At 71.5% G+C, this 21,456-nt stretch carries 26 protein-coding genes; 15 read left to right on the top strand and 11 right to left on the bottom strand.

Translation table 11 applies throughout. The features are described 5' to 3' along the window. Positions 1-101: 101 nt before the first annotated feature. On the bottom strand, positions 102-302 hold the full coding sequence (locus tag ABZU25_RS25045) for a DUF5999 family protein (RefSeq protein ID WP_137780771.1): 201 nt from the start codon (positions 300-302) through the stop codon (positions 102-104). A gap of 96 nt (positions 303-398) precedes the next feature. Between ABZU25_RS25045 and ABZU25_RS25040 the strand changes: the two genes are divergently transcribed. Then, positions 399-1,640 carry a chorismate-binding protein gene (locus ABZU25_RS25040; RefSeq protein ID WP_355031835.1) on the top strand — a complete coding sequence of 414 codons (1,242 nt, stop codon included), beginning with the start codon at positions 399-401 and terminating at the stop codon, positions 1,638-1,640. A 9-nt stretch (positions 1,641-1,649) separates the two neighbouring features. Further along, a complete protein-coding gene (locus ABZU25_RS25035; protein ID WP_355031805.1) occupies positions 1,650-2,159 on the top strand; it encodes a peptide deformylase in 510 nt (169 codons plus the stop codon). Here ABZU25_RS25035 and ABZU25_RS25030 read toward each other — a convergent pair. Next, complete coding sequence (locus tag ABZU25_RS25030) at positions 2,139-2,315, bottom strand: hypothetical protein (RefSeq protein ID WP_355031804.1); 177 nt, start codon at positions 2,313-2,315, stop codon at positions 2,139-2,141. The genes ABZU25_RS25035 and ABZU25_RS25030 overlap by 21 nt on opposite strands. Beyond that, positions 2,315-3,088, bottom strand: a complete 774-nt coding sequence (locus ABZU25_RS25025) for a TSUP family transporter (protein WP_355031803.1) — start codon at positions 3,086-3,088, stop codon at positions 2,315-2,317. The genes ABZU25_RS25030 and ABZU25_RS25025 overlap by 1 nt, the downstream gene beginning before the upstream one ends. A 184-nt stretch (positions 3,089-3,272) precedes the next feature. Between ABZU25_RS25025 and ABZU25_RS25020 the strand changes: the two genes are divergently transcribed. Both ABZU25_RS25020 and ABZU25_RS25015 read left to right on the top strand, forming a co-directional pair. Continuing rightward, on the top strand, positions 3,273-4,052 hold the full coding sequence (locus ABZU25_RS25020) for an endonuclease/exonuclease/phosphatase family protein (protein ID WP_355031802.1): 780 nt from the start codon (positions 3,273-3,275) through the stop codon (positions 4,050-4,052). Between the two features lie 32 nt (positions 4,053-4,084). Next, positions 4,085-4,243, top strand: a complete 159-nt coding sequence (locus ABZU25_RS25015; RefSeq protein WP_355031801.1) for a hypothetical protein — start codon at positions 4,085-4,087, stop codon at positions 4,241-4,243. 21 nt (positions 4,244-4,264) lie between these two features. On the opposite strand, the gene ABZU25_RS25010 is transcribed toward ABZU25_RS25015, so the two are convergent. Continuing rightward, the gene (locus tag ABZU25_RS25010) at positions 4,265-5,266 is read right to left on the bottom strand and encodes a tyrosine-type recombinase/integrase (protein ID WP_355031800.1); all 1,002 of its coding nucleotides are present in this window, start codon (positions 5,264-5,266) and stop codon (positions 4,265-4,267) included. A gap of 431 nt (positions 5,267-5,697) precedes the next feature. On the opposite strand from ABZU25_RS25010, the gene ABZU25_RS25005 reads away from it, so the two are divergent. After that, entirely contained in the window at positions 5,698-6,312 is a 615-nt protein-coding gene (locus ABZU25_RS25005) for a hypothetical protein (protein WP_355031799.1), read from the top strand. A gap of 58 nt (positions 6,313-6,370) precedes the next feature. Here the strand turns inward: ABZU25_RS25005 and ABZU25_RS25000 are convergent, their stop codons facing one another. Next, positions 6,371-7,156, bottom strand: a complete 786-nt coding sequence (locus ABZU25_RS25000) for an alpha/beta hydrolase (protein ID WP_355031798.1) — start codon at positions 7,154-7,156, stop codon at positions 6,371-6,373. 514 nt (positions 7,157-7,670) lie between these two features. Here ABZU25_RS25000 and zwf point away from each other — a divergent pair. Next, positions 7,671-9,050, top strand: a complete 1,380-nt coding sequence (zwf, locus tag ABZU25_RS24995) for a glucose-6-phosphate dehydrogenase (RefSeq protein WP_355031797.1) — start codon at positions 7,671-7,673, stop codon at positions 9,048-9,050. Positions 9,051-9,075: 25 nt separating this feature from the next. Here zwf and ABZU25_RS24990 read toward each other — a convergent pair whose 3' ends face one another. After that, complete coding sequence (locus ABZU25_RS24990; protein ID WP_355031796.1) at positions 9,076-9,318, bottom strand: hypothetical protein; 243 nt, start codon at positions 9,316-9,318, stop codon at positions 9,076-9,078. Between the two features lie 104 nt (positions 9,319-9,422). Between ABZU25_RS24990 and ABZU25_RS24985 the strand changes: the two genes are divergently transcribed. From ABZU25_RS24985 to ABZU25_RS24975, 3 genes are all read left to right on the top strand, one after another. Continuing rightward, positions 9,423-10,145, top strand: coding sequence for an MFS transporter (locus tag ABZU25_RS24985; protein ID WP_355031795.1), 723 nt, complete (start codon positions 9,423-9,425; stop codon positions 10,143-10,145). Between the two features lie 222 nt (positions 10,146-10,367). After that, on the top strand, positions 10,368-11,780 hold the full coding sequence (locus tag ABZU25_RS24980; RefSeq protein WP_355031794.1) for an OFA family MFS transporter: 1,413 nt from the start codon (positions 10,368-10,370) through the stop codon (positions 11,778-11,780). After that, positions 11,777-11,902 (top strand): hypothetical protein, encoded by a 126-nt coding sequence (locus ABZU25_RS24975; protein WP_354973036.1) that lies wholly within the window; start codon positions 11,777-11,779, stop codon positions 11,900-11,902. The genes ABZU25_RS24980 and ABZU25_RS24975 overlap by 4 nt, the downstream gene beginning before the upstream one ends. 37 nt (positions 11,903-11,939) lie before the next feature. Here ABZU25_RS24975 and ABZU25_RS24970 read toward each other — a convergent pair whose 3' ends face one another. Continuing rightward, positions 11,940-12,668, bottom strand: coding sequence for an SDR family oxidoreductase (locus ABZU25_RS24970; protein WP_355031793.1), 729 nt, complete (start codon positions 12,666-12,668; stop codon positions 11,940-11,942). Between the two features lie 79 nt (positions 12,669-12,747). On the opposite strand from ABZU25_RS24970, the gene ABZU25_RS24965 reads away from it, so the two are divergent. The 3 genes from ABZU25_RS24965 to ABZU25_RS24955 all read left to right on the top strand — a co-directional run bounded on the left by ABZU25_RS24965 (position 12,748) and on the right by ABZU25_RS24955 (position 14,852). Next, positions 12,748-13,581, top strand: coding sequence for a patatin-like phospholipase family protein (locus ABZU25_RS24965; protein WP_355031792.1), 834 nt, complete (start codon positions 12,748-12,750; stop codon positions 13,579-13,581). 45 nt (positions 13,582-13,626) lie between these two features. Then, the gene (locus ABZU25_RS24960) at positions 13,627-14,088 is read left to right on the top strand and encodes a peroxiredoxin (RefSeq protein WP_355031791.1); all 462 of its coding nucleotides are present in this window, start codon (positions 13,627-13,629) and stop codon (positions 14,086-14,088) included. A gap of 83 nt (positions 14,089-14,171) precedes the next feature. Further along, complete coding sequence (locus ABZU25_RS24955) at positions 14,172-14,852, top strand: hypothetical protein (protein WP_355031790.1); 681 nt, start codon at positions 14,172-14,174, stop codon at positions 14,850-14,852. 6 nt (positions 14,853-14,858) lie between these two features. Here the strand turns inward: ABZU25_RS24955 and ABZU25_RS24950 are convergent, their stop codons facing one another. Beyond that, positions 14,859-15,311, bottom strand: a complete 453-nt coding sequence (locus ABZU25_RS24950; RefSeq protein WP_355031789.1) for a MarR family winged helix-turn-helix transcriptional regulator — start codon at positions 15,309-15,311, stop codon at positions 14,859-14,861. Positions 15,312-15,407: 96 nt separating this feature from the next. Here ABZU25_RS24950 and ABZU25_RS24945 point away from each other — a divergent pair, with 96 nt between their 5' ends. After that, positions 15,408-15,860 carry a MarR family winged helix-turn-helix transcriptional regulator gene (locus ABZU25_RS24945; RefSeq protein WP_355031788.1) on the top strand — a complete coding sequence of 151 codons (453 nt, stop codon included), beginning with the start codon at positions 15,408-15,410 and terminating at the stop codon, positions 15,858-15,860. 154 nt (positions 15,861-16,014) lie between these two features. Here ABZU25_RS24945 and ABZU25_RS24940 read toward each other — a convergent pair whose 3' ends face one another. The 3 genes from ABZU25_RS24940 to ABZU25_RS24930 form a co-directional block, all read right to left on the bottom strand. Then, positions 16,015-17,205, bottom strand: coding sequence for a GNAT family N-acetyltransferase (locus tag ABZU25_RS24940; RefSeq protein WP_355031787.1), 1,191 nt, complete (start codon positions 17,203-17,205; stop codon positions 16,015-16,017). Between the two features lie 139 nt (positions 17,206-17,344). Further along, complete coding sequence (cydB, locus tag ABZU25_RS24935; RefSeq protein WP_355031786.1) at positions 17,345-18,343, bottom strand: cytochrome d ubiquinol oxidase subunit II; 999 nt, start codon at positions 18,341-18,343, stop codon at positions 17,345-17,347. Between the two features lie 14 nt (positions 18,344-18,357). After that, on the bottom strand, positions 18,358-19,770 hold the full coding sequence (locus ABZU25_RS24930) for a cytochrome ubiquinol oxidase subunit I (protein WP_355031834.1): 1,413 nt from the start codon (positions 19,768-19,770) through the stop codon (positions 18,358-18,360). A 143-nt stretch (positions 19,771-19,913) separates the two neighbouring features. On the opposite strand from ABZU25_RS24930, the gene ABZU25_RS24925 reads away from it, so the two are divergent. Both ABZU25_RS24925 and ABZU25_RS24920 read left to right on the top strand, forming a co-directional pair. Beyond that, positions 19,914-20,687: a lysophospholipid acyltransferase family protein gene (locus ABZU25_RS24925; RefSeq protein ID WP_355031785.1), complete on the top strand. Its 774-nt coding sequence runs from the start codon at positions 19,914-19,916 to the stop codon at positions 20,685-20,687. Between the two features lie 188 nt (positions 20,688-20,875). Further along, positions 20,876-21,451: a TetR/AcrR family transcriptional regulator gene (locus tag ABZU25_RS24920; RefSeq protein WP_355031784.1), complete on the top strand. Its 576-nt coding sequence runs from the start codon at positions 20,876-20,878 to the stop codon at positions 21,449-21,451. The last annotated feature ends 5 nt before the right edge of the window (positions 21,452-21,456 follow it).

The raw sequence follows: 21,456 nt of genomic DNA, 5'->3' as shown, positions 1-21,456 counted from the left end.
GTGTGGGCCGCCCCGGCAGCCGCTACGGCCTGGGCGAGGACGTCCCCGACCGGGGGACTAGCCTGGCCGACGGCGGCTATTCGGTGACGCTGGGTGGTCGATCAGGCCGCGAGGGCGTGGCGGGCGGGACCGCGGTGCGGGGCGATGCTGCTGCCGTCGGGAAGCAACTCGCCGGTGTCCTCGAAAACGATCACACCGTTGCAGAGCAGGCTCCAGCCCTGCTCACGGAAGCAGGCGAGGACTCGCGCGGCTTCCCGGTCGGTGGCTTCAGCGGAGGGGCAGGTCGGTTGGTGCTGGCACATCAGGGTCTCCGGACTGTGGGGGCACTGTGTCATGGTTCACATGACCAGTGACGCACAGTACCAAGCGAAAGTGTCCAGCATCGACCAGGTGCCGGTCTGGCGCACGGGAAATCCACTGAACGGATGAGGAAGGTCGGACCATACGGCGTGGAAACGCTCCCACAGGTGCTTGTCGATGTACCCGCGGCACCGGCCGCCTGCCGCAACGCGCTCACCGAACGCGCCCGCCTGCAATGGCACCGCCGCGACGGCGGCGACCCCGCCGCCCTCGCCGAGGAGTTCCTCGCCGCGCACGACCTGCCCCTGCACGACCTGACCCGCCCCACCCCCGCCCACCACCACACCGGCACGTGCGGCGCCGCGCTCTACCTCTCCGCCGCCGCCGGCGCGCACCTGGCCGGCGCGCCCACCACCGCCCCCGAGCCCGCGCCCACCCTGCCCGACCTCACCGTCGTCGTCTACGACCACGGCCCCACCCGAGCCACCCCACCCGTCCCACCCACCCCCTGGTGGCTCGGCCCGTGGACCGAAAGCTGGACCCCCCGCCAACACGCCGACGCCGTCGACGCGGTCCGCGCCGCCATCGGCCGCGGCGACGTCTACCAGACCAACCTCGTCGGACACGCCGCCGCCCGATACACCGGCGACCCCCTGCCCGCCCTGAGCCGCCTCAGCGCCCTCCCCGGCGCCCGCTACGGCGGCGTCCTCACCGGCGACGGCTGGGCCATCGGCTGCGCCTCCCCGGAAACCCTCATCGAGGTCACCGACGGGCACCTCATCACCCGACCCATCAAAGGCACCCGCCCGGCCACCCCCACCGGCCGCGCCGAACTGCTCGCCAGCGCCAAGGAACGCGCCGAACACATCATGATCGTCGACCTGGAACGCAACGACCTCGCCCGCATCGCCCGCACCGGCACCGTCACCGTCGACGACCTGTTCACCGTCCGCCGCTGGTGCGACCTGTGGCAGGCCGAGTCCACAGTCCGCGCCACCCCCGCCGACGGCCTCGGCCTCGCCGACCTCCTCCGCGCCACCTGCCCCGGCGGCTCCGTCACCGGCGCACCCAAACACGCCGCCCTCACCCAGATCAACACCCACGAACCCGTCGGCCGCGGCGCCAGCATGGGCGCACTCGGCTGGGTCACCCCCGGCCACGTCGACCTCGGCCTGACCATCCGCACCGCCGCCGCCGACGGCGAACTCCTGCACACCTGGGCCGGCGGCGGCATCACCTGGGACAGCGACGCACACGCCGAAGTCGCCGAAGCCGCCGCGAAAACCGCCCCGATCCGCGCCACCCTGGCCGGACACGGCACCCACCCGGACCGGCGATAAACTCACCCCATGACCATGCGGCCCATCCGGATCATCGGCGACCCCGTCCTGCGCACCGAATCCGAACCGGTCGCCACCTTCGACGCCGCACTACGGGCCCTCGTCACCGACCTGATGGACACCCTGCTCGGCGCCCCCGGCCGCGCCGGCGTCGCCGCACCCCAGATCGGCGTCAGCGCCCAGGTCTTCGTCTACGACGCCGACGGGCACCGCGGCCACCTCATCAACCCCACCCTGGAGCTCTCCGACGAACTCCAGGACGACGACGAGGGCTGCCTGTCCATCCCCGGGCTGTACTTCCCCACCCAACGGGCCCTGCACGCCACCGCCCACGGCGTCGACCACCACGGTGAGCCCCTCACCATCGCCGGCAGCGGATTCCTCGCCCGCGCCCTGCAACACGAAACCGACCACCTGCGCGGCACCCTCTACGTCGACACCCTGCGCGGCGACACCCGCCGCCGCGCCCTGCGCGAGATCCGCGCCGGCCGCTTCGACTCACCCAGCCGCCGCGGCTGACGCCGTCAACGTCCACTCGTCGTAGTCGGCGACCCGGGCGAAACCCACCCGCTCGCACAGGCGCACCAGATCACCCAACTGGTAGACGTGCAACACCGGGTCACGCCCCAACAACCGCGCCAGCGCCGCACGATCGTGCTCGGCCCGCACTCCCATCAGCGGGCCACCCACTGGTCATGGCCGAGCTTCGCGACCAACGCCACCACCACCACCAGCAACACCACCCGCACGAAACCCGACCCCCGGCGCAACGCCATCCGCGCCCCCAGCACCGCCCCGGCGATGTTGCACACCGCCATGCCCGCACCCAACAACCACCACACGTGCCCGGTCACCCCGAACACCACAAGCGCACCCAGGTTCGTCCCCGCGTTGACGACCTTCGCCATCGCCGAGCCGTGCACGAAGTCCGCGCCCACCAACGCCGTGAACGCCAACACCAGGAACGTGCCGGTGCCCGGACCGATCAACCCGTCGTACAGGGCGATGCCCACACCGGCCACCGCGACCACCACGCCCACCCGCACCGGCGTCCGCTTCGCCGGCACCGCCACCACCCCCATCCGGGGACGCAGCAGCACGAACACCGCCACCGCCACCAGCACAACCAACACCACCGGCCGGTACGCCGACGCCGGCACCGCCCCGGCCAACGCCGCACCCACGCCCGCACTCACCACCGCCAGCCCCGCCGACGGCACCACCACCCGCCAGTCGACCTCCGTCCGCCGGGCGTACGTCGCCGCCGCCGTGGTCGTACCGAAGATCGCGGCCAACTTGTTCGTGCCCAACGCGGTGGCCACCGGCAACCCCGGAGCGGCCACCAGCAACGCCGGCAGCAACAACAACCCACCACCACCAACCACGGCATCGACCCACCCAGCCATCGCGGCGGCGGCCAGCAGAGTACTCAGCGATACGGCGTCCACGGGCGGCAATTCTCCCGACTACCACCGCCCCCAGCGCCACCCGAGTGGCCAGCCTCACCCGGTCAGCGACCCCGAGAACGCCGCAACCACACCCCCAACGCGCCAACCGCCACGAACACCAGCACGGAACACAGCAACACCTTCACCATCGGGCAACCATGCCACGGGGACGTATGGTGCAGAAGTGCGCCTGGCCACCTTCAACCTGCTGCACGGACGATCCCTGACCGACGGGCTCGTCAACTCCGACCGACTCACCGCCGCCATCAGCGCCCTCGACGCCGACGTGCTCGCCCTGCAGGAGGTCGACCGCGACCAACACCGCAGCGGCAAACTCGACCTCACCACCATCGCCGCCCACGCCCTCGACGCACCGCAGCACCGCTTCGCCGCCGCCGTCGTCGGCACCCCCGGCGAACACTTCCGACCACTGCGCCACGACGACGACGGACACGGCGAACCCTGCTACGGCATCAGCCTGATCAGCCGACACCCCGTCCGCAGCTGGCACATCACCCGCCTCAAACCCGCCCCCGTACGCTCCCCGGTCTACGTGCCCGGCCCCCGCGGCGGGCTCATCCTGCTGCACGACGAACCCCGCGTCGTGCTCGCCGCCGTCCTGGACACCCCCCACGGCCCCCTCACCGTCGCCGCGACCCACCTGTCCTTCGTGCCCGGCTGGAACGCCCGCCAACTGCGCCAGACCGTCCGCGCCCTGCGCGCGCTACCCGGCCCCCGCGTCCTGCTCGGCGACCTCAACCTGCCCGCCGGCCCCGCCCGGCTCATCTCCGGCTGGCACCCCCTGGGCCGCCGCCCCACCTACCCCGCCGGGCAGCCCCGCGTCCAACTCGACCACATCCTCGCCGACCGGCACGCCCTGGACCAGCTCCCACCGGTACGGGCCGTCACCGCGCCCGCGTCCACCATCTCCGACCACCGCCCCCTGCTCGTCGACCTCGGCTGAACCCGTCGGCCACCCGGCCGAGAATGCGTAGGTTGGAAACCACCGCCGTCGCGGTGCTCACCCCCACCTACCCGGGCCTGGAGGGCGAGGTCGAGCTCTTCGAGGGGTACGCCCACCTGCTGCCCGCCCAGCACGGCTGGCAGCAGGTCGCCGACCACGCCCTCGACTGGGCGCTGCGGCACGCCCGGTGACAGCCGCGTGAAGCCGCGCGCTCAGCCCCGGTCCGTCGCCACCAGCGACGCCAACACCCGGTTGGTGCGGTTGGCCCGCACCGCGTCGCGCTGCTGCACGGCCGTCACCTCGATGTACGTCTGCGACGACGCCAACGACGCGTGCCCCAGCAACCGCATGATCTCCGCGGCACTCGCCCCGTCCTCGGCCAGCCGGGTCGCGAACGTGTGCCGCAGCGCGTGCAACCGCGCCCCCCGCGGCACCCGGTCCCCGATGCCCGCCCGCCGATAACACGACTCCACCAGATACTGCAGCCCACCCCGGCGCAGCGGCTCACCCTGGCGATCCACGAGCAACGCCGAGTCGGGGCGCACCGACCGCGCCCCGAAGCGCCGCCGCCGACTGTCCAGGTAGTTAGCCACCACCCGGTCCAGATCGGCCTCGATCGGCACCACCCGGGGCCGCCCGCCCTTGCCCGTCACCTCGATGCGCCGCTCGCCCGGCCGACCCGCGAGCGAGCTGACCCGCAGCGCCAGCAACTCCGACAGGCGCAGCCCGGCGCACAACGCCACCGCGAGCACCGCGACGTCGCGCTCCGGCCACGGGTCGCGCTGCCGACCGTCGTCGCGGGCAACCGACGCGAGCAGCACCTCGGGGGTGTCCGTACCGCGCAACGGTTTCGGCTGGGGGAGTAGCGCCCGGGGCCGGCCGACCGCCGGCATCGGGTTGCCCGCCAGCACCCCCTCGGCGACCAGGAACGTGAAGAAACTGTTCCAGGTGGACCAGGCGCGGTGCACCGACGCGGGCGCTCGGGGCGCGGCGAAGCGGGCGAACGCCGCGCGCATCACCCGGGGGGAGAGGTCGGTGATCGACAGTTCGTCGAGGGGGAGGGGAGTGGTGGCGTCCTCGATGATCAGGTCGCCCACCGTGCGCAGGTCCCGCCGGTACGCCGCCAGGGTGTGCGGGGAGGGCTTGCGGGTGGCTCGGGCGGTCAGGAACTCCTCGATCAGCACCCCGAGCGATTCGTCCTGTTTGTCATGCATAAGGGATATTATGCAGCATTTTCGGGTTTCCGGGAAGTGGGGCGGAAAGCGAGGGGAGAGGACCCACCCGGCGGCGGAACCGACTGTGCTGGTGAGTGCCTGTCGAGCTGCCCCACTCGTGGGGCAGGCGGTGACGGTCGGTAGGCGGTTCCGGAACCGAACATCTTCCTGCCCCGTACGTGGGGCAGCTCGACAGGCGCTCAGTGCCACCTGCGCCACAACTCGGGCGGCCCGTCACAGCGGCTCAGCACGGCCGTCCCGCCACGAGCGCGGCTGAAGCTGATCGGGAAGCACGTATCGTGCGCGGCATGACGTCGCCCGCCGCCTGTCCCACCTGTGGTCGGCCCGGAACACCCATTGCGTACCGGGACGCTCCGACTGATCTGGCCTGCGCTGCAGGGCATCGGTGGCGGGCCGCCGGCCGACCGGGGTTGGCTCCACACGCGTCGCCAACCGTCGCCGGCGGCGACGCGGGGATCCGGACGGAGCCCACGCACGTCAGCAAGGACGGGCGGCGCTGGCGGATCGGCACGGCCAGCGATGTCGATTGGCTCCCCGGGCACACCACCCAGGGCCTGTCGATCACCACCGCGATCCCGCCGGTGTTCCAGGTGTACGGCACCTTCTACCCGCCCGACCATGTCGAAGTCGACACCCACGAACACGCGGTGATTGACGAACTGGTCAGCTGCACAGTGGATCAGCCCTGGTGGCTTGGTTTTCTCGACACCGGTGCCCACGACGTCGTCTTCCCGCGCGCTCCGAGGGTGTCCCTCTACTGGGGCTGGCCCTACGTGTTGGTCGAGGCCGGGCCGGAGCAGGCCCTCACCTGGCGGTTTGGTCACATGCGCGGCGACGGAGCGCTGCCCGACCTGTTCTTTCCAGCGGATCGCTCCTGGTTCGTCTCCGCCCTGTGGGACGACGCGTGGACCGGCGTCGGTGCCAGCGGCGCCGTGCTCGCGGCCCTGCGGCGCAACCCGCTGGTCAACGCGCGCCTCGTCGGTCCGGATGAGGACGCGTGTCCGCCCGGCCTGACGCGCGACTGACCCCTGCCGGGGTGACCGTGAGGGGACCGCCAAAACACCTTACTTTACATAATGTGCATTATCGAAGGTGTTGCTGGCGCAGCCACTCCTGGGCCAGCGCTCGCAGCACAGTGGGCTGTTCGAACGGTAGGTAGTGTCCGGCCGCGTCGATCACTGTGAAGGTGCCGCGGGGATAACGGCGCATGGCGCGGAACTGGTCGGCGTAGCCGACGACGCGGTCCTGGCGGCCGGTGAGCACGGTGACCGGGCCGTCGAAGACGACCTCGGCGTTCTCGTCGGGCAGTGCGTAGTCCGGGCCGGACTGCAGCCTCTGCAGGAACGTCGCGTCGCCGGGGCCGCCGGAGTCCAGTGCCGCGAGCACCGTCGCGACGACGGCTGGGGTGCGCTGGCCCAGGGCCGCGTCGAAATGCTCGTGCAGGGCGGCGGGCGCGTCGTCGAGCCAGCCCGTGGACGCGTCGAGCGGTGGCTCGTCGGGCAGGTCCCGCGTCTCGCGGGCGATGGTGACGCCGGGACAGACGAGGAGCAGGCCGCGGACGAGTTCGGGTCGTTGGCGTGCGATGCCAGCGGCCAGGTACGCGCCGTAGGAGGCACCCGCCAGCAGGACCGGTGCGTCGACGCGGTCGTCGAGCCACCCGCACACGGTGTCCAGCACCGCCTGGGACGTGGGTGCGCAGTTGGCCGGGGTGTCACCGTGGCCGGGCAGGTCCAGGTAGGTCTCCCGCAGGTCGGCGCCCGCGAAGGCGGAGCTGAAGCAGGCGGCCATGGCGACGCGGCTCATGCCGAACATGGGCAGGCACACCACCTCTGGGCCGGTTCCCGCTGATCGGTCGAACGCCAGGTTCATGGCAGAGGTCCTCGCTTGGAGTCGCGGGCAGGAAACGCGGCACCAGCCTACAAACGGAGATGCGTGGACGGTGTGCGATGTCTACAGTGGTGCGCTCCGGGCCGACGCGCTGCCTGCTCCCCCGGTGACGATGCCGCCAACGGCGGCACGCGCGGTGCAGCCGTGGACCAGTGCGAGCTACGACGTGTCGATCGACGCGTGCGGCATCCCGTTCCGCAACTCATCCGTACCGTGGAAGGCTTCTCTAGGGTCGGTGGTGGGTGCGGCGCCGGCGCAGGGGTGGAGCGGAGGGGTTTCCCGCCTTATGATGATCGAAGCTATTCGATCAGGTCGGGCTGGGCGTTACCCGCGTCACACCTGGGCTGCAAACCGTCGTCTGGGCTGTAACCCTTCTTCAAGGTAAGCGCCGTCGCTGTCGCCGACCTCACGTGCGCCGCTCGCGGGGGAATTCCGGGAGCGGGTCGCGCGGTTCTCCGTTCGGAAGATCAGGATTACATGATCGAATGGAAGTGCCATGCACATGCGCTCAGATGCGGTAGTGCTGTTCGGCGTCACCGGTGACCTCGTCTCGAAGAAGCTGTTCCCGGCGCTGTACGAGTTGACCCGGCGCGACCGCCTCGACGTCCCGGTGATCGGAGTGGCCCGCTCCCCCTGGGATGATCAGCAGCTTGTCACGATGGCCCGCAAGTCGGTCGCCGAGGCCAACGACGAGGTCGACGACGAGACCTTCGACCGGCTGGCGAACAACCTTTCGATGATCTCCGGTGACTACGCGGACCCGGTCACGTATCAGCGGCTGGCCGAGCGTCTGCGGGGCGCCGAGCGGCCGGTCTTCTACCTGGCGATTCCGCCGGCGGTGTTCGGTGCCGTCGTCGAGGGTCTCGCGGCGTCCGGTCTGGCCGATCGGGGTCGGGTCATCGTGGAGAAGCCGTTCGGGCGTGACCTGGAGTCGTCCCGTGAGCTGGATCGCACGCTGCGTGGGGCCTTCGACCAGGAGCGGGTGTTCCGCATCGACCACTACCTGGGCAAGGAGGCCGTCGAGGGCCTGTACGCCTTCCGGTTCGCCAACCGGTTGTTCGAGCCGCTGTGGAACAACCAGCACATCGACAACATCCAGGTCACCCTGGCTGAGGGTTTCGGCACGCAGGGCCGCGCTGGTTTCTATGACACGGTGGGCGCCACCCGGGACGTGTTGCAGAACCACATCCTGCAGGTCGTCGCGCTGATCGCGATGGAGGCGCCCGACGGCGACGACACCGCCGCGTTCCGCGAGGCCGAGGTGACGGTGCTGCGGCAGATCGCGCCGCTGTCGCCGGAGTCCACGGTGCGGGGGCAGTACGCCGGCTACCGGGACGAGCGGGGTGTCGCGGCGGAGTCGAACACGGAGACGTTCGTGGCCACCCGGTTGACTGTCGACTCCCCCCGTTGGGCGGGTGTGCCGTTCTATCTGCGGACCGGTAAGTCCCTGCCGGGGACGGCGACGGAGGTCGTTGTCGAGTTCAAGCAGCCGCAGCGGTCGCTGATCCCGGCCGAGCGGGGCACGGCGACAGTGGCGAACCTGCTGCGGTTCCGGTTGGGCCGTGGTGACGGCATCACGATGTCGATCCAGGCGAAGAGCCCGGGTGCCGAGGTGGCGAGTCGCCCGGTGGATCTGTCCGTCGACTTCGGTGCGGCGCTCGGTCGTCGCCAGGAGGCGTACGAGCGGTTGCTCGACGACGCGATGGACGGGCAGCACCTGCGTTTCGCGCGGGCGGAGACGATTGAGCAGGAGTGGCGCATCGTCGAGCCGATTCTGGATCTGCCGGCGGCGGTGCAGTCGTACGACAAGGGCAGTTGGGGTCCGGCGGACGCCGACGCGCTGGCCGGTGGTTGGCACATTCCGGACCTGGGGTAGTGGTGTCGCGGCGGTCCGGTTCCGGTTACCCGGTGGTGCGGGCCTCGGGGCGGATGCCGCGGATGCCGGCGACGGCGAAGTCGATGCCCAGTTCGTAGTAGGTGTCCCGGTCGGCGCAGAGGGTGAGCGCGTCGGCGGCGGCGATGACGTGCGGGTATCGCTGTGGGGAGAGTGCGTGCAGCGCGGCCCGCTTGGCGCGGATGGCGTCGTCGCGGGTGCCGGGGTCGGTGCTTTCCGTGGCGCCGGGTTCGGTGGCGACGAGGGTCACCAGCGAGCAGAGTGCCTGGCTGCCGATCTCGGTGGCCTGATCGGGTGGGAAGCCCGCCTTGTCGAGCAGGGCCAGGGAATCGTGGGCAGGCCCTCATCGGCGGTGTGACCCTGCCTGTCGTCTTCGTCGGTGTCGAGGCGCGCTCCGCCGCGCCGCTGGTGCCGCTGCGACTGTTCAGCTCCCGGGCGCTGAGTGTCTCCAGTGGGGCGTTGGCGCTCAACGGCGCGGCGTTCCTGTCGATGTTCTTCCTCACCGCGCTCTACCTGCAACAGGTACGCGGTGCCTCGCCGCTGACCGCCGGCCTGCAGTTCCTGCCGATGGGCGCGACGGCCATCGCCGGCGCCGCGATCGCCACCCAACTGGTGCACCGGCTCGGCACCCGCACCCTGCAGGTCATCGGCGCGCTGCTCAGCGTGGTCGGTCTGCTGTTGCTGGGTGGAGCCGGCGCCACCGGCTCCTACGCCAGTGAGCTGCTGCCCGGTCTGCTGCTGTTCGGTCTGGGCATCACCACGTTGGGCGTGCCCGCCCAGATCTCCGCGATCTCCGACGTGGAACACCATGAGGCCGGCGCGGCGTCCGGTGTGGTGACCGCCGTGTACCAGGTCGGCGGGGCCCTGGGGCTGGCCATCGTCACCACGTTGTCGATCACGCACGTCACCGACGCGCTGGGGCGTGGGGCCGGTCAGCAACAGGCCCTGGTCGACGGGTTCCACCGAGGGCTGTTGATTGCCGCCGTGTTCGCGATCGCCAATGTGGTCATCTCTCTCGCCACCCCGCAACTGCGTCCCGACGCCGAGCAGGTCGCCGAGGCGGCGGTCGCCGTCTGAGCCCCGGTGCGCCGGGGGCCGGCACGCGGCGTGAACAGCGTGCCGGCACGTGACGTGCCGCCGGCGGCGGCGTGTGTGGAGGGCCGCGTGCCGCGGCGGGTCACTGATTGACCGCTCAGCTCAGCGTAGCGACCGTCCAGCGACGACGAGGTTTGCCGCTGCTCACTGGTGGGGGCACGTTGTGCGGGAGGTTTCTCGTCCGCTCCGGAGAGGAAGCAGCCCATGCTTTCCGCACTCGATCGTCGGCACACCGTCGCGCCGCCCGGCTACAGCCGGTGGCTCATCCCCCCGGCGGCGTTGGCCATTCATCTCTGCATCGGTCAGGTCTATGCCACAAGCGTCTACAAGAACTCGCTGATCGCCCACTTCGACACCAGTCAGACCGCGATCGGGGTGATCTTCAGCATCGCGATCGTGATGTTGGGGTTGTCCGCCGCGATCGCCGGGACCTGGGTGGAGGCGAACGGGCCGCGTAAGGCGATGTTCGTCTCGGCCTGTTTCTGGGCGGCGGGCTTCCTGGTGGGTTCCCTGGGTATCGCCACGGAGCAGCTGTGGTTGTTGTATCTGGGCTACGGGTTGCTCGGTGGCATCGGTCTGGGCATCGGTTACATCTCCCCCGTCTCCACGTTGATCAAGTGGTTCCCGGATCGGCCGGGCCTGGCCACCGGGTTGGCGATCATGGGGTTCGGTGGTGGGGCGATGGTCGCCTCTCCCCTGTCCCGGCAACTGTTGTCGTTCTTCGACCCCGGCTACGACCCGGCCAACGCGGGCTCGACGGCGTCGGGCAGCGCCCTGGTGTGGTTGTTCGTGACGCTCGGCCTGGGCTACTTCGTGATCATGATGTTCGGGGTGGCGAACGTGCGGGTGCCGGCGGAGGGCTGGCGCCCGGCCGGCTTCGACCCGGCGAGCGTGGCGGCGAAACCGCTTGTCACCACGGCGAACGTGTCGGCGGCGAACGCGGTGAAGACCCGCTCGTTCTGGCTGCTGTGGGTGGTGTTGTTCTGCAACGTGACAGCGGGTATCGGCATCCTGGAGCAGGCCAGTCCGATGATCCAGGACTTCTTCCGGGACAACGGCACGTCGGCGGTGTCGGTGGCGGCGGCCGGCGGGTTCGTGGGGCTGCTGTCGCTGTTCAACATGGCGGGCCGGTTCGTGTGGTCGTCCACCTCGGACGTCATCGGCCGCAAGCCGATCTACCTGGTGTACCTGGGGGTCGGCATGGTGCTGTACGCGCTGCTGGCCCTGGTCGGGCAGACCGCGACGGCGCTGTTCGTGTTGTTGGCCTGCGTGATCCTGTCGTTCTACGGCGGCGGGTTCGCCACGGTGCCGGCGTACCTGCGGGACCTGTTCGGCACGTTCCAGGTCGGTGCGATCCACGGCCGGCTGCTGACCGCCTGGTCGGCCGCGGGGATCGCGGGTCCGCTGATCGTCAACGGGTTCCTCGACGCGCAGGGCGAGCCGGGTTCGTTGACGGCGGCGGCGTACCGGCCGGCGCTGTTCACGATGGTGGGCGTGCTGGCCGTGGGCTTCGTGGCGAACCTGCTGGTGCGGCCGGTGCCGCAGCGCTACCACGAACCGTCATCGCAGGGCGGCGTGGATGAGGACACGATGACGGAGAGGAGTGCCACGCGATGAGCGACGACAGCCGATCCGGGCAGCAGGCCCGGTTGTGGATCTCCTGGTTGGTGGTGGCGGCGCTGCTCGGCTACGGGGTGGTGCAGACCGTCATCACGGCGGCGAAGCTGTTCACGCACTGAGAACCGGGTCCGGCGGTCTCTGCCTTCGCACGTGAGGTCAGAGACCGCCGGAGACCCGTAGGACCGTGCCGGTGGTGTACGAGGCGTCCGGGCTGAGCAGCCAGGCGATGGCGGCGGCGATCTCGTCGGGTTCGCCGGCGCGGCCCAGCGGGATGCGACCGGCGGCGGTGTCGGCGCGGTCGGGTACGCCGGAGTCGGCGTGGATGTCGGTGCGCACGATGCCGGGTGCGACGGCGTTGACCCGGATGCCCTTGGGGGCGAGTTCCTTGGCCAGGCCGACGGTGAGGGTGTCGGTGGCGGCCTTCACGGCGGCGTAGTGCACGTACTCCCCCGGGCTGCCGAGGGTCGCGGCGGCCGACGAGACGTTGACGATCGCGCCGCCGTCGGTCAGCCGGCGGGCGGCCTGCTGGGCGCAGAGGACGTAGCCGACGAGGTTGACGTCGACGACCCGGCGCAGGTCGTCGACGCGTAGCTCGGTGAAGGGCCCGATCGGGCTGGTGACGCCGGCGTTGTTGACCAGGCCGGTGAGCGGGCCGAGCTGGGCGGCGGCGTCGAACAGCGCGTTGACCTGGTCGGGGTCGGTGGTGTCGGCGCGTACCGCGATGGCCGGTGCGCCGGCGGCCCGCAGGTCGGCCAGGACGGCGGCGGCGGCGGCTTCGTCGCGGCGGTAGCACAGGGCGACGTGGTGGCCGGCGGCGGCGAGCCGGCGGGCGGTGGCCGCGCCGATGCCCCGGCCGCCGCCGGTGATGACGGTGACGGGTGCCACGGTGCCTCCCAGGGTCTGCGCAAGGGCTGCGCCGACGCTACCGTGACCGGCGCGGGTCGGTCGTCGAGAGGAGGGTCACATGCACCGGGCGTTGGTGCTCGGCGGTGGCGGGGTGACGGGGGTGGCCTGGGAGTTGGGGCTGCTGGCGGGGCTGGTCGAGCGGGGTGTGGCGGTCACCGAGGCGGAGCTGGTGGTGGGCACGTCGGCGGGTTCGGTGGTCGGCGCGCTTGTGTGTTCCGGGTTGCCCGTGCAGCGGTTCTACGAGGAGCAGTTGGCGCCGCCGTCGAGCGGGGTGGCGGCGCGGTTGGGCTTCGCGGCGGTGGCGCGGCTGGTCTGGGCCGGTGGGCGTACCCGGGACGCGGCGCGGGCACGGGCGCGGATCGGGGCGATGGCGGTCGCGGCGCGTACTCCGTCGGAGGCGTCGCAGCGCGCGGTGATCGAGGCCCGTCTGCCGGCCCCGGAGTGGCCGCAGCGGCGGTTGCTGGTCACGGCGGTGGACGCGTCGTCCGGTGAGTTCGTGGTGTTCGACAGGGACAGTGGGGTGTCCCTGGTGGACGCGGTGGGCGCGAGCTGCGCGGTGCCCGGGGTGTGGCCGCCGGTGACGGTCGGCGAGCGCCGCTACGTCGACGGTGGGATGCGCTCGTCGGTGAACGCGGACCTGGCGGCGGGTGCGCGGCGGGTGCTGGTGCTCGCGCCGACGTCGGCGGCGTTCGGTCCGATGCCCCGACTGTCGGCGCAGGTCGACGGGTTGCGGGCGGCCGGGGCGCGGGTGGTGGTGGTGACGCCGGACGCGGCGGCGCGCACGGCGATCGGCCGCAACGTGTTGGATCCGGCGCGGCGGGCCGGCGCGGCGCGGGCCGGGTGGGCCCAGGCCGCGGCGATGGTGGACGAGGTGGCGGCGCTCTGGGCGTGATCGCTTACGCTCACCGCGCGTTCGATCGGACAACGGAGGTGCGCGGTGGCGGGTGTGGGTGTCGGCGACGAGGTGCGGGATTTCGAGCTGCCGGATGAGACGGGCACGCCCCGGCGGCTGTCGGAGTTCCTGGCGACCGGGCCGGTGGTGCTGTTCTTCTACCCGGCGGCGATGACCCGGGGGTGCACGGCGGAGAGCTGCCATTTCCGGGACCTCGCGGCGGAGTTCACGGCGCTGGGCGCGTCGCGGGTGGGCATCAGCCGGGACCCGGTGGCCAAGCAGGCCGAGTTCTCGAAGCTGCACAACTTTGACTATCCGCTGCTGTCGGACGCCGACGGTGTGGTGGCGCAGCAGTTCGGGGTGAAGCGGCGGGTGCCGTTGGGGCCGTTGAGCATGAGGCGGATGACGTTCGTGATCGGCGTCGACCGGCGGGTCGTCGAGGTGATCCACAGCGAGGTCAGCATGAACGACCACGCGGACCGGGCGCTGCGGGCGTTGGGCGGCTGAGTGGGCGTGAGCCCCGTGCGGCGGGTGTCGCAGCCGGCTGGTATCAAGACAGCAATCAAACAGGTGTACGGAAGAGGGTTGTGATGGATGCCGGCCAGGGTTTGTCCACTAGCGAGGTCCAGAGCATCCGGGAGGCGTTGGCGGCCGGGCGTAAACCGCGGGTGGTGTTCACCGCGTCGGCGGGGCAGATCGCCGGTCAGGTCGGTCAGGTGATCGAGCTGACCGACCCCGAGGTGTCCGACGAGTTCGTGGTGGTGCGCTTCGGCCGCGACGAGTTGCCGTTCTCCCCCGCCGACCTGGCCGTGGCGCCCAAGGGCGTGACGCGTCGGGTGGTGGAGCCGAAACCGGAGCCGGAGCCGGAGCCTGCGCCGGCGGCGCCGGAGTTCGTGTTGGACACGCCGCGGGTGCCCGCGCAGCGACAGGAGGAGCCGAAGGTGGAGCAGACGGAGAAGCCGCCGGCGCGGCGGGCGGTCAAGGCCGTCAAGCCGAAGGGCCCGGCGGGGCTGACGGTGACCCTGGCGTACGCCGACGGTGAGTGGACCGTCGCCGCGCAGCAGGGCAGCAAGGCCCTCGCGAAGCCGTACGTGGTGAAGCCCGCGGAGGCGTTGAAGATGGTGGCCCTGGTCGACGTGCCGGGGGTGCAGGAGGCGGTGGAGCAGATCCTCGGCACCGAGCGGGCCGAGGCTGAGCAGCAGGCGGAGAAGCTGCGTGCGGAGCTGGCCGAGATCGAGGCCCGGCTGGCGGAGCTGCGCGAGGCACGCTGAGGCGGGTCAGGGCCGGCTGTGGTGTTCCAGCAGCCGGGTGAGCAGTCGGGTCAGCTGCTCTCGCTCGGTGGTTGACAGCGGGGCGAGCAGGTCGCGTTGGACGCGGTCGAGGGTGTGGCCCAGCCTGCGGGCCTCGGCGGCGCCGGCGTCGGTGACGCTGATGACGTTGCGGCGGCGATCGGCCGGGTCGGGGGCGCGTACGACGAGCCCTCGGCCGGCCAGGTCGTTGATGGCCGCGACGACGTCGCTGCGGTCGATGCCGCAGCGGCGGCCGAGGTCGGCCTGACTGGCCGGGCCGTCCTCGGCGAGCGCGGCGAGCAGCCGGTAGTGGTAGCCGCGCAGGTCGTGCGCGGCGAAGCCCTCGGTGAGCAGGCGGGTGGCGTGGCTGGCGGTCTGGTTGAGCAGCCAGGTCGGGGTGGTGCGCAGCCCGGCGGGTGACTGCGGGGCCGCGGAATCCATTGGCGCAGCCTACCAGTAATCGTTGGCGCGACCCACAATCAGGTGTTACGTTGGCGGCTCCAACGTTGGCACGGCCAACATTTTGAAGGAGGTTCCATGTCCACTGTCCCCACCCTCAACGGGCAGGTCATCGGCCTGGCCCACTACGCCACCCGGGCCCTGCTCGAACGGGCCACTCGACCCCTCGGCGTCACGTTCAACCAGCTGCTCGCCCTCAACGTCCTCGCCCAGGGTCCGGTCGAGGCCGCACACCTCACGCAGCGGGTCACCAGCACCCTCAAGGTCGACGAGCCGACCGTGCACCAGGTGATCGACCAACTCGTCGACGCCGGCCTCGCGCAGGTCGACGGCCCGGCCGGCGGGGACGAGCCGCGGGTGGCGCTCACCGACACCGGTCACGCCACGCAGCGCGGCGTCGTCGCCGCCGTCGCGGAGCTCAGCGCCCGGCTGTACGCGGACATCCCCACCGACGAGGCCAGCACGGCAGCACGGGTGCTCACCCTCGTCACCCACCGCGCCAACGCCGAGCTGGCGGTGATCCCGGCCTGACCGCGCCAAGGCCGAACTGGCGGCGATCCCGGACTGACCGTGACGCGTCACCAGGCGGTCGGCGCCCAGCGGGCTGGGGCCGGCCGCCTGGGCGCCTCCCGTTGCGGGCGTTGCCCGAGCTGCGCGAATCCACCGGCACCCGGGAGGACGCCGGTCAGAAGTAGTCGAGCAGCTGCGCCGGACCGCCGGCGCCCAGCAGGTCGAGCGCGGTCGGGTCGGCACCCGGGCTGTGGTGCAGCAACCCGGTCTGCGCCACCGACCGGGCGCCGGCCGCCCCGGCGTAGAGCAGGGCGAAGCCGCGGACGTCCAGCCGCAGATCGACCTCGCCGCTGACCCGGGTCAGCTCGGCAGCACCGTCGGCGACGGCCAACCGCCAGGTGCCGGTGTTCCACTCGGCGAGCGCGTCGGTGAGGCCGAAGTCGACGACGCCCCGGGCGTGGGCGGGCCACCCGCGCGCGCCCACCGCGCGGGCGACGTCGACCGGTCGGTGCATCCACAGGTCCCGCCCGTGGTCGCGGGCCGACTCCAGCGGCAGGTGCGGGCTGACGGCGTCGCCGTCGAGCGGGCACAGCCGCAGGGTCGGCGCGACGCTGGCCCAACTGCCGAGCACCCCGACGAGTTCCCGGGCGGCGTCGGCGGTGACGGCCAGGGCCTCGTCGACGGTGAGCACCGAGTCGGCGCCGTAGCCCCGGCCCCGCTGCCAGGTGGCGTAGCCCACCAGGTCGCCGTCGTCCTCGACGAGGGTGAGACCGTCTGCGGGCAGGCCGTCGGCGGCGAAGAAATCGAACAGCTCACCCCGGCGGGTCAGCATGCCATTGCGGTGCCGGGTGACCCGCTCGTAGAGGTCGGCGACGGCGGGCAGGTCGGCGGGCGTGCCGGCCCGCACGGTGAGTCGGGGGTTCGGCTGGTGCCGGGGCAGCGTGGCGGTGGCCAGGTCGAGGGTGCGCAGCACCCCGGCGACCTCCCACCCGCAGGCCCGGTACGGGGCGGCGACGGTCGGGTAGAGCGCGCTGACCGCCGCCCCGCGCTCGCGAGCGCCGCGCAGCAGTGCGGTGAGCATGGCACGGGCCACGCCCCGGCTGCGGGCCTCGGGTGCCACCGCCACCCCGGCCACGTCGGCGGCGGGCACCGCCCGACCTGCCCACCACTGCTCGTGGTGCCGGTCGACGGCCCGGCCGACGAGCCGACCGGCGTCGTCGAACGCGCCGTAGCGGGTCAGGCCGGGCACCGCGACGGTGGCGTGCGGGGGGCGTTGCGGGTCGGAGCCGAACGCGAACCGGCCCAACTCCCAGGCGGCGTCGAGGTCGTCGGCGGTGAGTTCACGAACGTGCACGGGGTCGGGCATCGGCACACCCTAGCGGCGCGGACATCCGCTGACCTCCGATTTCCTGGCGGGTACGAGGCCGGCCTGCCGACTGTCCCGTCCGGCCCGGGTCGATTGATGTCCGCCGGGACGGGATCAGGCAGTCGGAGCGCCCCGTCGGTCAGTGCTGCGGGATGTTGGCCACGCCGATCCGCTTGCGGAACACCCAGTACGTCCACCCCTGGTACGCGAGCACGACCGGGGTGAAGATCACCGCCACCCAGGTCATGATCTTCAGGGTGTACGGGGTGGAGGCGGCGTTGGTGGCCGTCAGCGTGCCGGTCGCGTCCAGCGTGGACGGCAGCACGTTCGGGAACAACGCCGCGAACAGGGTCGCCACGGCCAGGCCGATCGCCACGGCGGTGCCGGTGAACGCCCAGCCCTCCCGGCGTACCCGGGCGGCGGCCAGCGCACCGAGCAGGGCGAGGGCCGCGCCGACGGCGAGCACGACGGCCGCCGTGCTGGAGCGGATGCTCAGCGTCCAGGTCAGGAAGGCGACCGCGAGCACCGCGGCGCCGGCGCCCAGGCGCACGGCGAGGGCGCCCGCGCGTTCGCGGATGTCACCGGTGGTCTTCAGGGCGAGGAACACCGCGCCGTGGGTGAGAAACAGCGCGAGGGTGGTCGCGCCACCGAGCAGGGCGTACGGGTTGAGCAGGTTCAGCAGGCCACCGACGTACTCGTGGTCGGCGTCCAGCGGCACGCCGCGCAGGATGTTGGCGAAGACGATGCCCCACAGGATCGCCGGCAGCAGCGAACCGACCACGATCGCGGTGTCCCAGCGGCGCTTCCAGGATGCCTCCGGGCGCTTGTGCCGGTATTCGAAGGCCACCCCGCGCGCGATCAGGGCCAGCAGGATCAGCAGCAGCGGCAGGTAGAAACCGGAGAAGAGGGTGGCGTACCACTCCGGGAACGCGGCGAACATGGCGCCACCGGCGGTGATCAGCCAGACTTCGTTGCCGTCCCAGACCGGCCCGATGGTGTTGATCAGGACGCGGCGCTCGCGGTCGTCGCGGCCGAGGACGGGCAGCAGCATGCCGACGCCGAAGTCGAAGCCCTCCAGGATGAAGTACCCGGTGAACAGCACGGCGACGAGGAGAAACCAGATGGTGGTCAGTTCCACGATGGGCTCCGGGATCAGTAGGCGAAGGCGAGCGGGCGCTCGGCGTCGTCGGTGTCGTCGGTGGGGGGTTGTTCGCTGACGTCGGGCACGCCGGCCTTGGCGTAGCGCAGCAGCAGCTTCACCTCGATCACGGCGAGGGTGGCGTAGATCAGCGTGAAGGCGGTGAACGAGGTGAGCACCTCGGCCAGCGAGACGCTGCGCGACACCCCGTTGCGGGTGAGCATCTCGCCGAAGACGATCCACGGCTGGCGGCCCATCTCGGTGAAGATCCAGCCGAAGGAGTTGGCCAGCAGGGGCAGCACCGGCATGGCCAGCCCGGCGCGCAGCAGCCACCTGCTGCTGGGGGTGCGGCCCTTGCGCTGGCTCCACAGGACCAGCAGGGCGATGGCGCCGGCGGCCAACCCGAAGGTGATCATGAAGCGGAAGCTCCAGTAGGTGACCGGGATGATCGGGGTGTAGCTGCCCGCGCCGTACTGGGTGGCGTACTGGGCCTGTAGGTCGTCGATGCCGTGCACGGTGCCGTGCGGGTCGCCGGTGCCCAGGTACGACAGCAGGTACGGGATCTTGAGGGCGAACACCTCGCGGCTGCCGTCGAGGCTGCCGATGGTGAGCACGGAGAACGAGGCGGGGCTCTCGGTGGTGTAGAGGCCCTCGGCGGCGGCCATCTTCATCGGCTGCACGTCCGTCATGATCTTGCCTTGGATGTCGCCGGTGAACAGCACGGCGGCGGAGGCGACCAGGACCACCCAGGAGCCGAACTTCGTGGCGAAGCGGTACGCGCCGGTGTCGGCCGAGTCGTGGTTGCGGATCACGTGCCACAGGCCGACCGCGACGACCAGCGACCCGGCGACCAGGAACGAGCCAGCCAGGGTGTGCGGGAAGGTGATCAGGGCGACCTTGTTTGTCAGCACGGCCGGGAAGTCGGTCAGCTCGGCCCGCCCGGTGTCCGGGTTGATGCGGTAGCCGACCGGGTTCTGCATGAACGAGTTCGCCGCGAGGATGAAGTACGCGGACAGGTTCGTGCCGATCGCGGCGGCCCAGATGCTGGCCAGGTGCGCCCGTTTGGGCAGCCGGTCCCAGCCGAAGATCCACAGGCCGATGAAGGTGGATTCGAGGAAGAACGCGACAAGCGCCTCGATGGCCAGGGGGGCGCCGAAGATGTCGCCGACGAAGCGGGAGTAGTCGCTCCAGTTCATGCCGAACTGGAACTCCTGCACGATGCCGGTGACCACGCCCATCGCGAAGTTGATCAGGAACAGCTTGCCGTAGAACTTGGTGAGTTTCAGGTAGCGCTCGTTGCCGGTGCGGTGCCACATCGTCTGCAGGATGGCGACCAGCACGGACAGGCCGATGGTCAGCGGTACGAAGAGAAAGTGGTAGACGGTGGTGACACCGAACTGCCAGCGGGCAACGTCCAACGCGTCCACCTGAAAACCCCCAGCCATCCGTACTACGAGACGTAGTAAATACTACCGCTCGTCGTAGACGGGAAGGGTGGCCCGCAGCGCATGACCCTGATCACCCGACCCGCCCTCGCGACCACCCCGGCGCGTGCGACGATGGCGCGCTGATGGACACCGCACACTCCCCCTGGCAGCCGCCGCTGATCTGGCGGGGCGCCCTCCTGCTGGCCCGCGCCCTGGTCGGTCTGCTCGCCCGCCTCGAGGTCACCGGCGACGTCCCGGCGCACCTACGCCGCGGCCCGCTGGTGCTGACCGCCAACCACATCAGCCCGTTCGACCCGCTGGTGATGGCCGCCGCCTGCCAGACCCGCGGCATCGCCCCCCGGATCATGGCGACCGCCGGGCTGTTCCGCGTGCCGGTGCTCGGCGCCGCCATGCGCCACGCCGGCCACATCCGGGTCGACCGGGGCACCAGCGCCGTCCACCGGGCACTCGACGATGCCGCCAGCGCCGTCGCCAGCGGATCGGTGATCCTCATCTACCCGGAGGGGCGCATCGGTCTGGACCCCGGCATGTGGCCCGAACGCGGCAAGACCGGCGCCGCCCGACTCGCCCTGGCCTGCGGCGCTCCGGTCGTGCCGATCGCCCAGTGGGGCGCCCACGAGGTGCTGCCCTACCGGGCACCCCGCGGGATGCTGCGCGGCATCGCCCGCGCACTGTGGCGCCGCCCGGTGATCCGGGTGCACTTCGGCGCGCCCGTCGACCTGGGCGAGACGACCGCCGCCACCCCCGGCGCCGCCCGCCGCGCCACCGCCCGGATCATCGACGCGCTCACCGACACCCTCGCCCCGCTGCGCCCCGACGAACCGGACCTGCCCCGCCACGTCGATCCCGGCCGCCCGAGCGACCCCAGCCGCGCGCACCGCCGCCACTCAGGCTGACGCCGATTTCAAGATCGACTCAGGTTGCCGGGAAACCGGGGCATCGGTGCGCCTCGGACACCCCGCCTTCCCGGCAACCCGAGTCGATCACCGGCTTAGCGTGGCAGCGAGACGGCGCGGAGACCCTGGCGGACCTGCCCGGGTAGACGGGTTAGACGATTTTCGGAAATCTGTCTAAGCTGTCTAGCGTGAGTACCGTCGAGATGGCACCCCAGGACCCGAAGCGCGCCGCCGTGCTCACGGCGGCGGTCACGGTTTTCGGGCGCTACGGCTTCCAGAAGACGTCGATGGAGGCGGTCGCCAAGGCGGCCGGCATCTCCCGACCCGGCCTGTACCTGATGTTCCCCAACAAGGAGCAGCTGTACCGGGCCACCATGCAGGGCGTCATGGAGGGCGCCCAGCAGGCCATGGAGTCGTGCCTCGCCGACCGGTCGACGAGCTTCGCCGAGCGGGTGGTGGCGGGGCTGGACGCGTTGATGGGCCCCTACATCGACACGCAGATGGCCCGCGACCTCAACGAGCTGTTGGAGAACAGCGAGCCGCAGCTGGGCTCGATGTTCCACGACTACCAAAAGCGGGCCCAGGCGGCACTGCGCACCCACATCGACGCCACCGCTCCGAGCGATCTGCTCGACCAGGAGCGGACCGCTGACGACGTCATGGACCTGCTCTTCTCCGCCGCGCTCACCTGGAAGTCGACCTCGGCCAGCAGGGACGAGTTCCGCGAACGGATCCGCCGGGCACTGCGGCTGCTCCACCACTGAGGCAC

The sequence above is a fragment of the Micromonospora sp. NPDC005215 genome (assembly GCF_040607915.1).
In the GTDB taxonomy this organism is placed as follows: domain Bacteria; phylum Actinomycetota; class Actinomycetes; order Mycobacteriales; family Micromonosporaceae; genus Micromonospora.
The sequence above is the reverse complement of the archived record's forward strand: the minus strand, read 5'-3'. Positions and strand labels throughout refer to the sequence as shown.

What these genes read in the sequence shown, in the direction of transcription:
- ABZU25_RS25045 (WP_137780771.1), bottom strand. Translation starts at nt 302, where the DNA reads ATGTGCCAGCACCAACCGACCTGCCCCTCCGCTGAAGCCACCGACCGG.
- ABZU25_RS25035 (WP_355031805.1), top strand. Translation starts at nt 1,650, where the DNA reads ATGACCATGCGGCCCATCCGGATCATCGGCGACCCCGTCCTGCGCACC.
- ABZU25_RS25030 (WP_355031804.1), bottom strand. Translation starts at nt 2,315, where the DNA reads ATGGGAGTGCGGGCCGAGCACGATCGTGCGGCGCTGGCGCGGTTGTTG.
- ABZU25_RS25010 (WP_355031800.1), bottom strand. Translation starts at nt 5,266, where the DNA reads ATGCATGACAAACAGGACGAATCGCTCGGGGTGCTGATCGAGGAGTTC.
- ABZU25_RS25000 (WP_355031798.1), bottom strand. Translation starts at nt 7,156, where the DNA reads ATGAACCTGGCGTTCGACCGATCAGCGGGAACCGGCCCAGAGGTGGTG.
- zwf (WP_355031797.1), top strand. Translation starts at nt 7,671, where the DNA reads ATGCACATGCGCTCAGATGCGGTAGTGCTGTTCGGCGTCACCGGTGAC.
- ABZU25_RS24980 (WP_355031794.1), top strand. Translation starts at nt 10,368, where the DNA reads ATGCTTTCCGCACTCGATCGTCGGCACACCGTCGCGCCGCCCGGCTAC.
- ABZU25_RS24975 (WP_354973036.1), top strand. Translation starts at nt 11,777, where the DNA reads ATGAGCGACGACAGCCGATCCGGGCAGCAGGCCCGGTTGTGGATCTCC.
- ABZU25_RS24965 (WP_355031792.1), top strand. Translation starts at nt 12,748, where the DNA reads ATGCACCGGGCGTTGGTGCTCGGCGGTGGCGGGGTGACGGGGGTGGCC.
- ABZU25_RS24955 (WP_355031790.1), top strand. Translation starts at nt 14,172, where the DNA reads ATGGATGCCGGCCAGGGTTTGTCCACTAGCGAGGTCCAGAGCATCCGG.
- ABZU25_RS24950 (WP_355031789.1), bottom strand. Translation starts at nt 15,311, where the DNA reads ATGGATTCCGCGGCCCCGCAGTCACCCGCCGGGCTGCGCACCACCCCG.
- ABZU25_RS24945 (WP_355031788.1), top strand. Translation starts at nt 15,408, where the DNA reads ATGTCCACTGTCCCCACCCTCAACGGGCAGGTCATCGGCCTGGCCCAC.
- ABZU25_RS24940 (WP_355031787.1), bottom strand. Translation starts at nt 17,205, where the DNA reads ATGCCCGACCCCGTGCACGTTCGTGAACTCACCGCCGACGACCTCGAC.
- ABZU25_RS24925 (WP_355031785.1), top strand. Translation starts at nt 19,914, where the DNA reads ATGGACACCGCACACTCCCCCTGGCAGCCGCCGCTGATCTGGCGGGGC.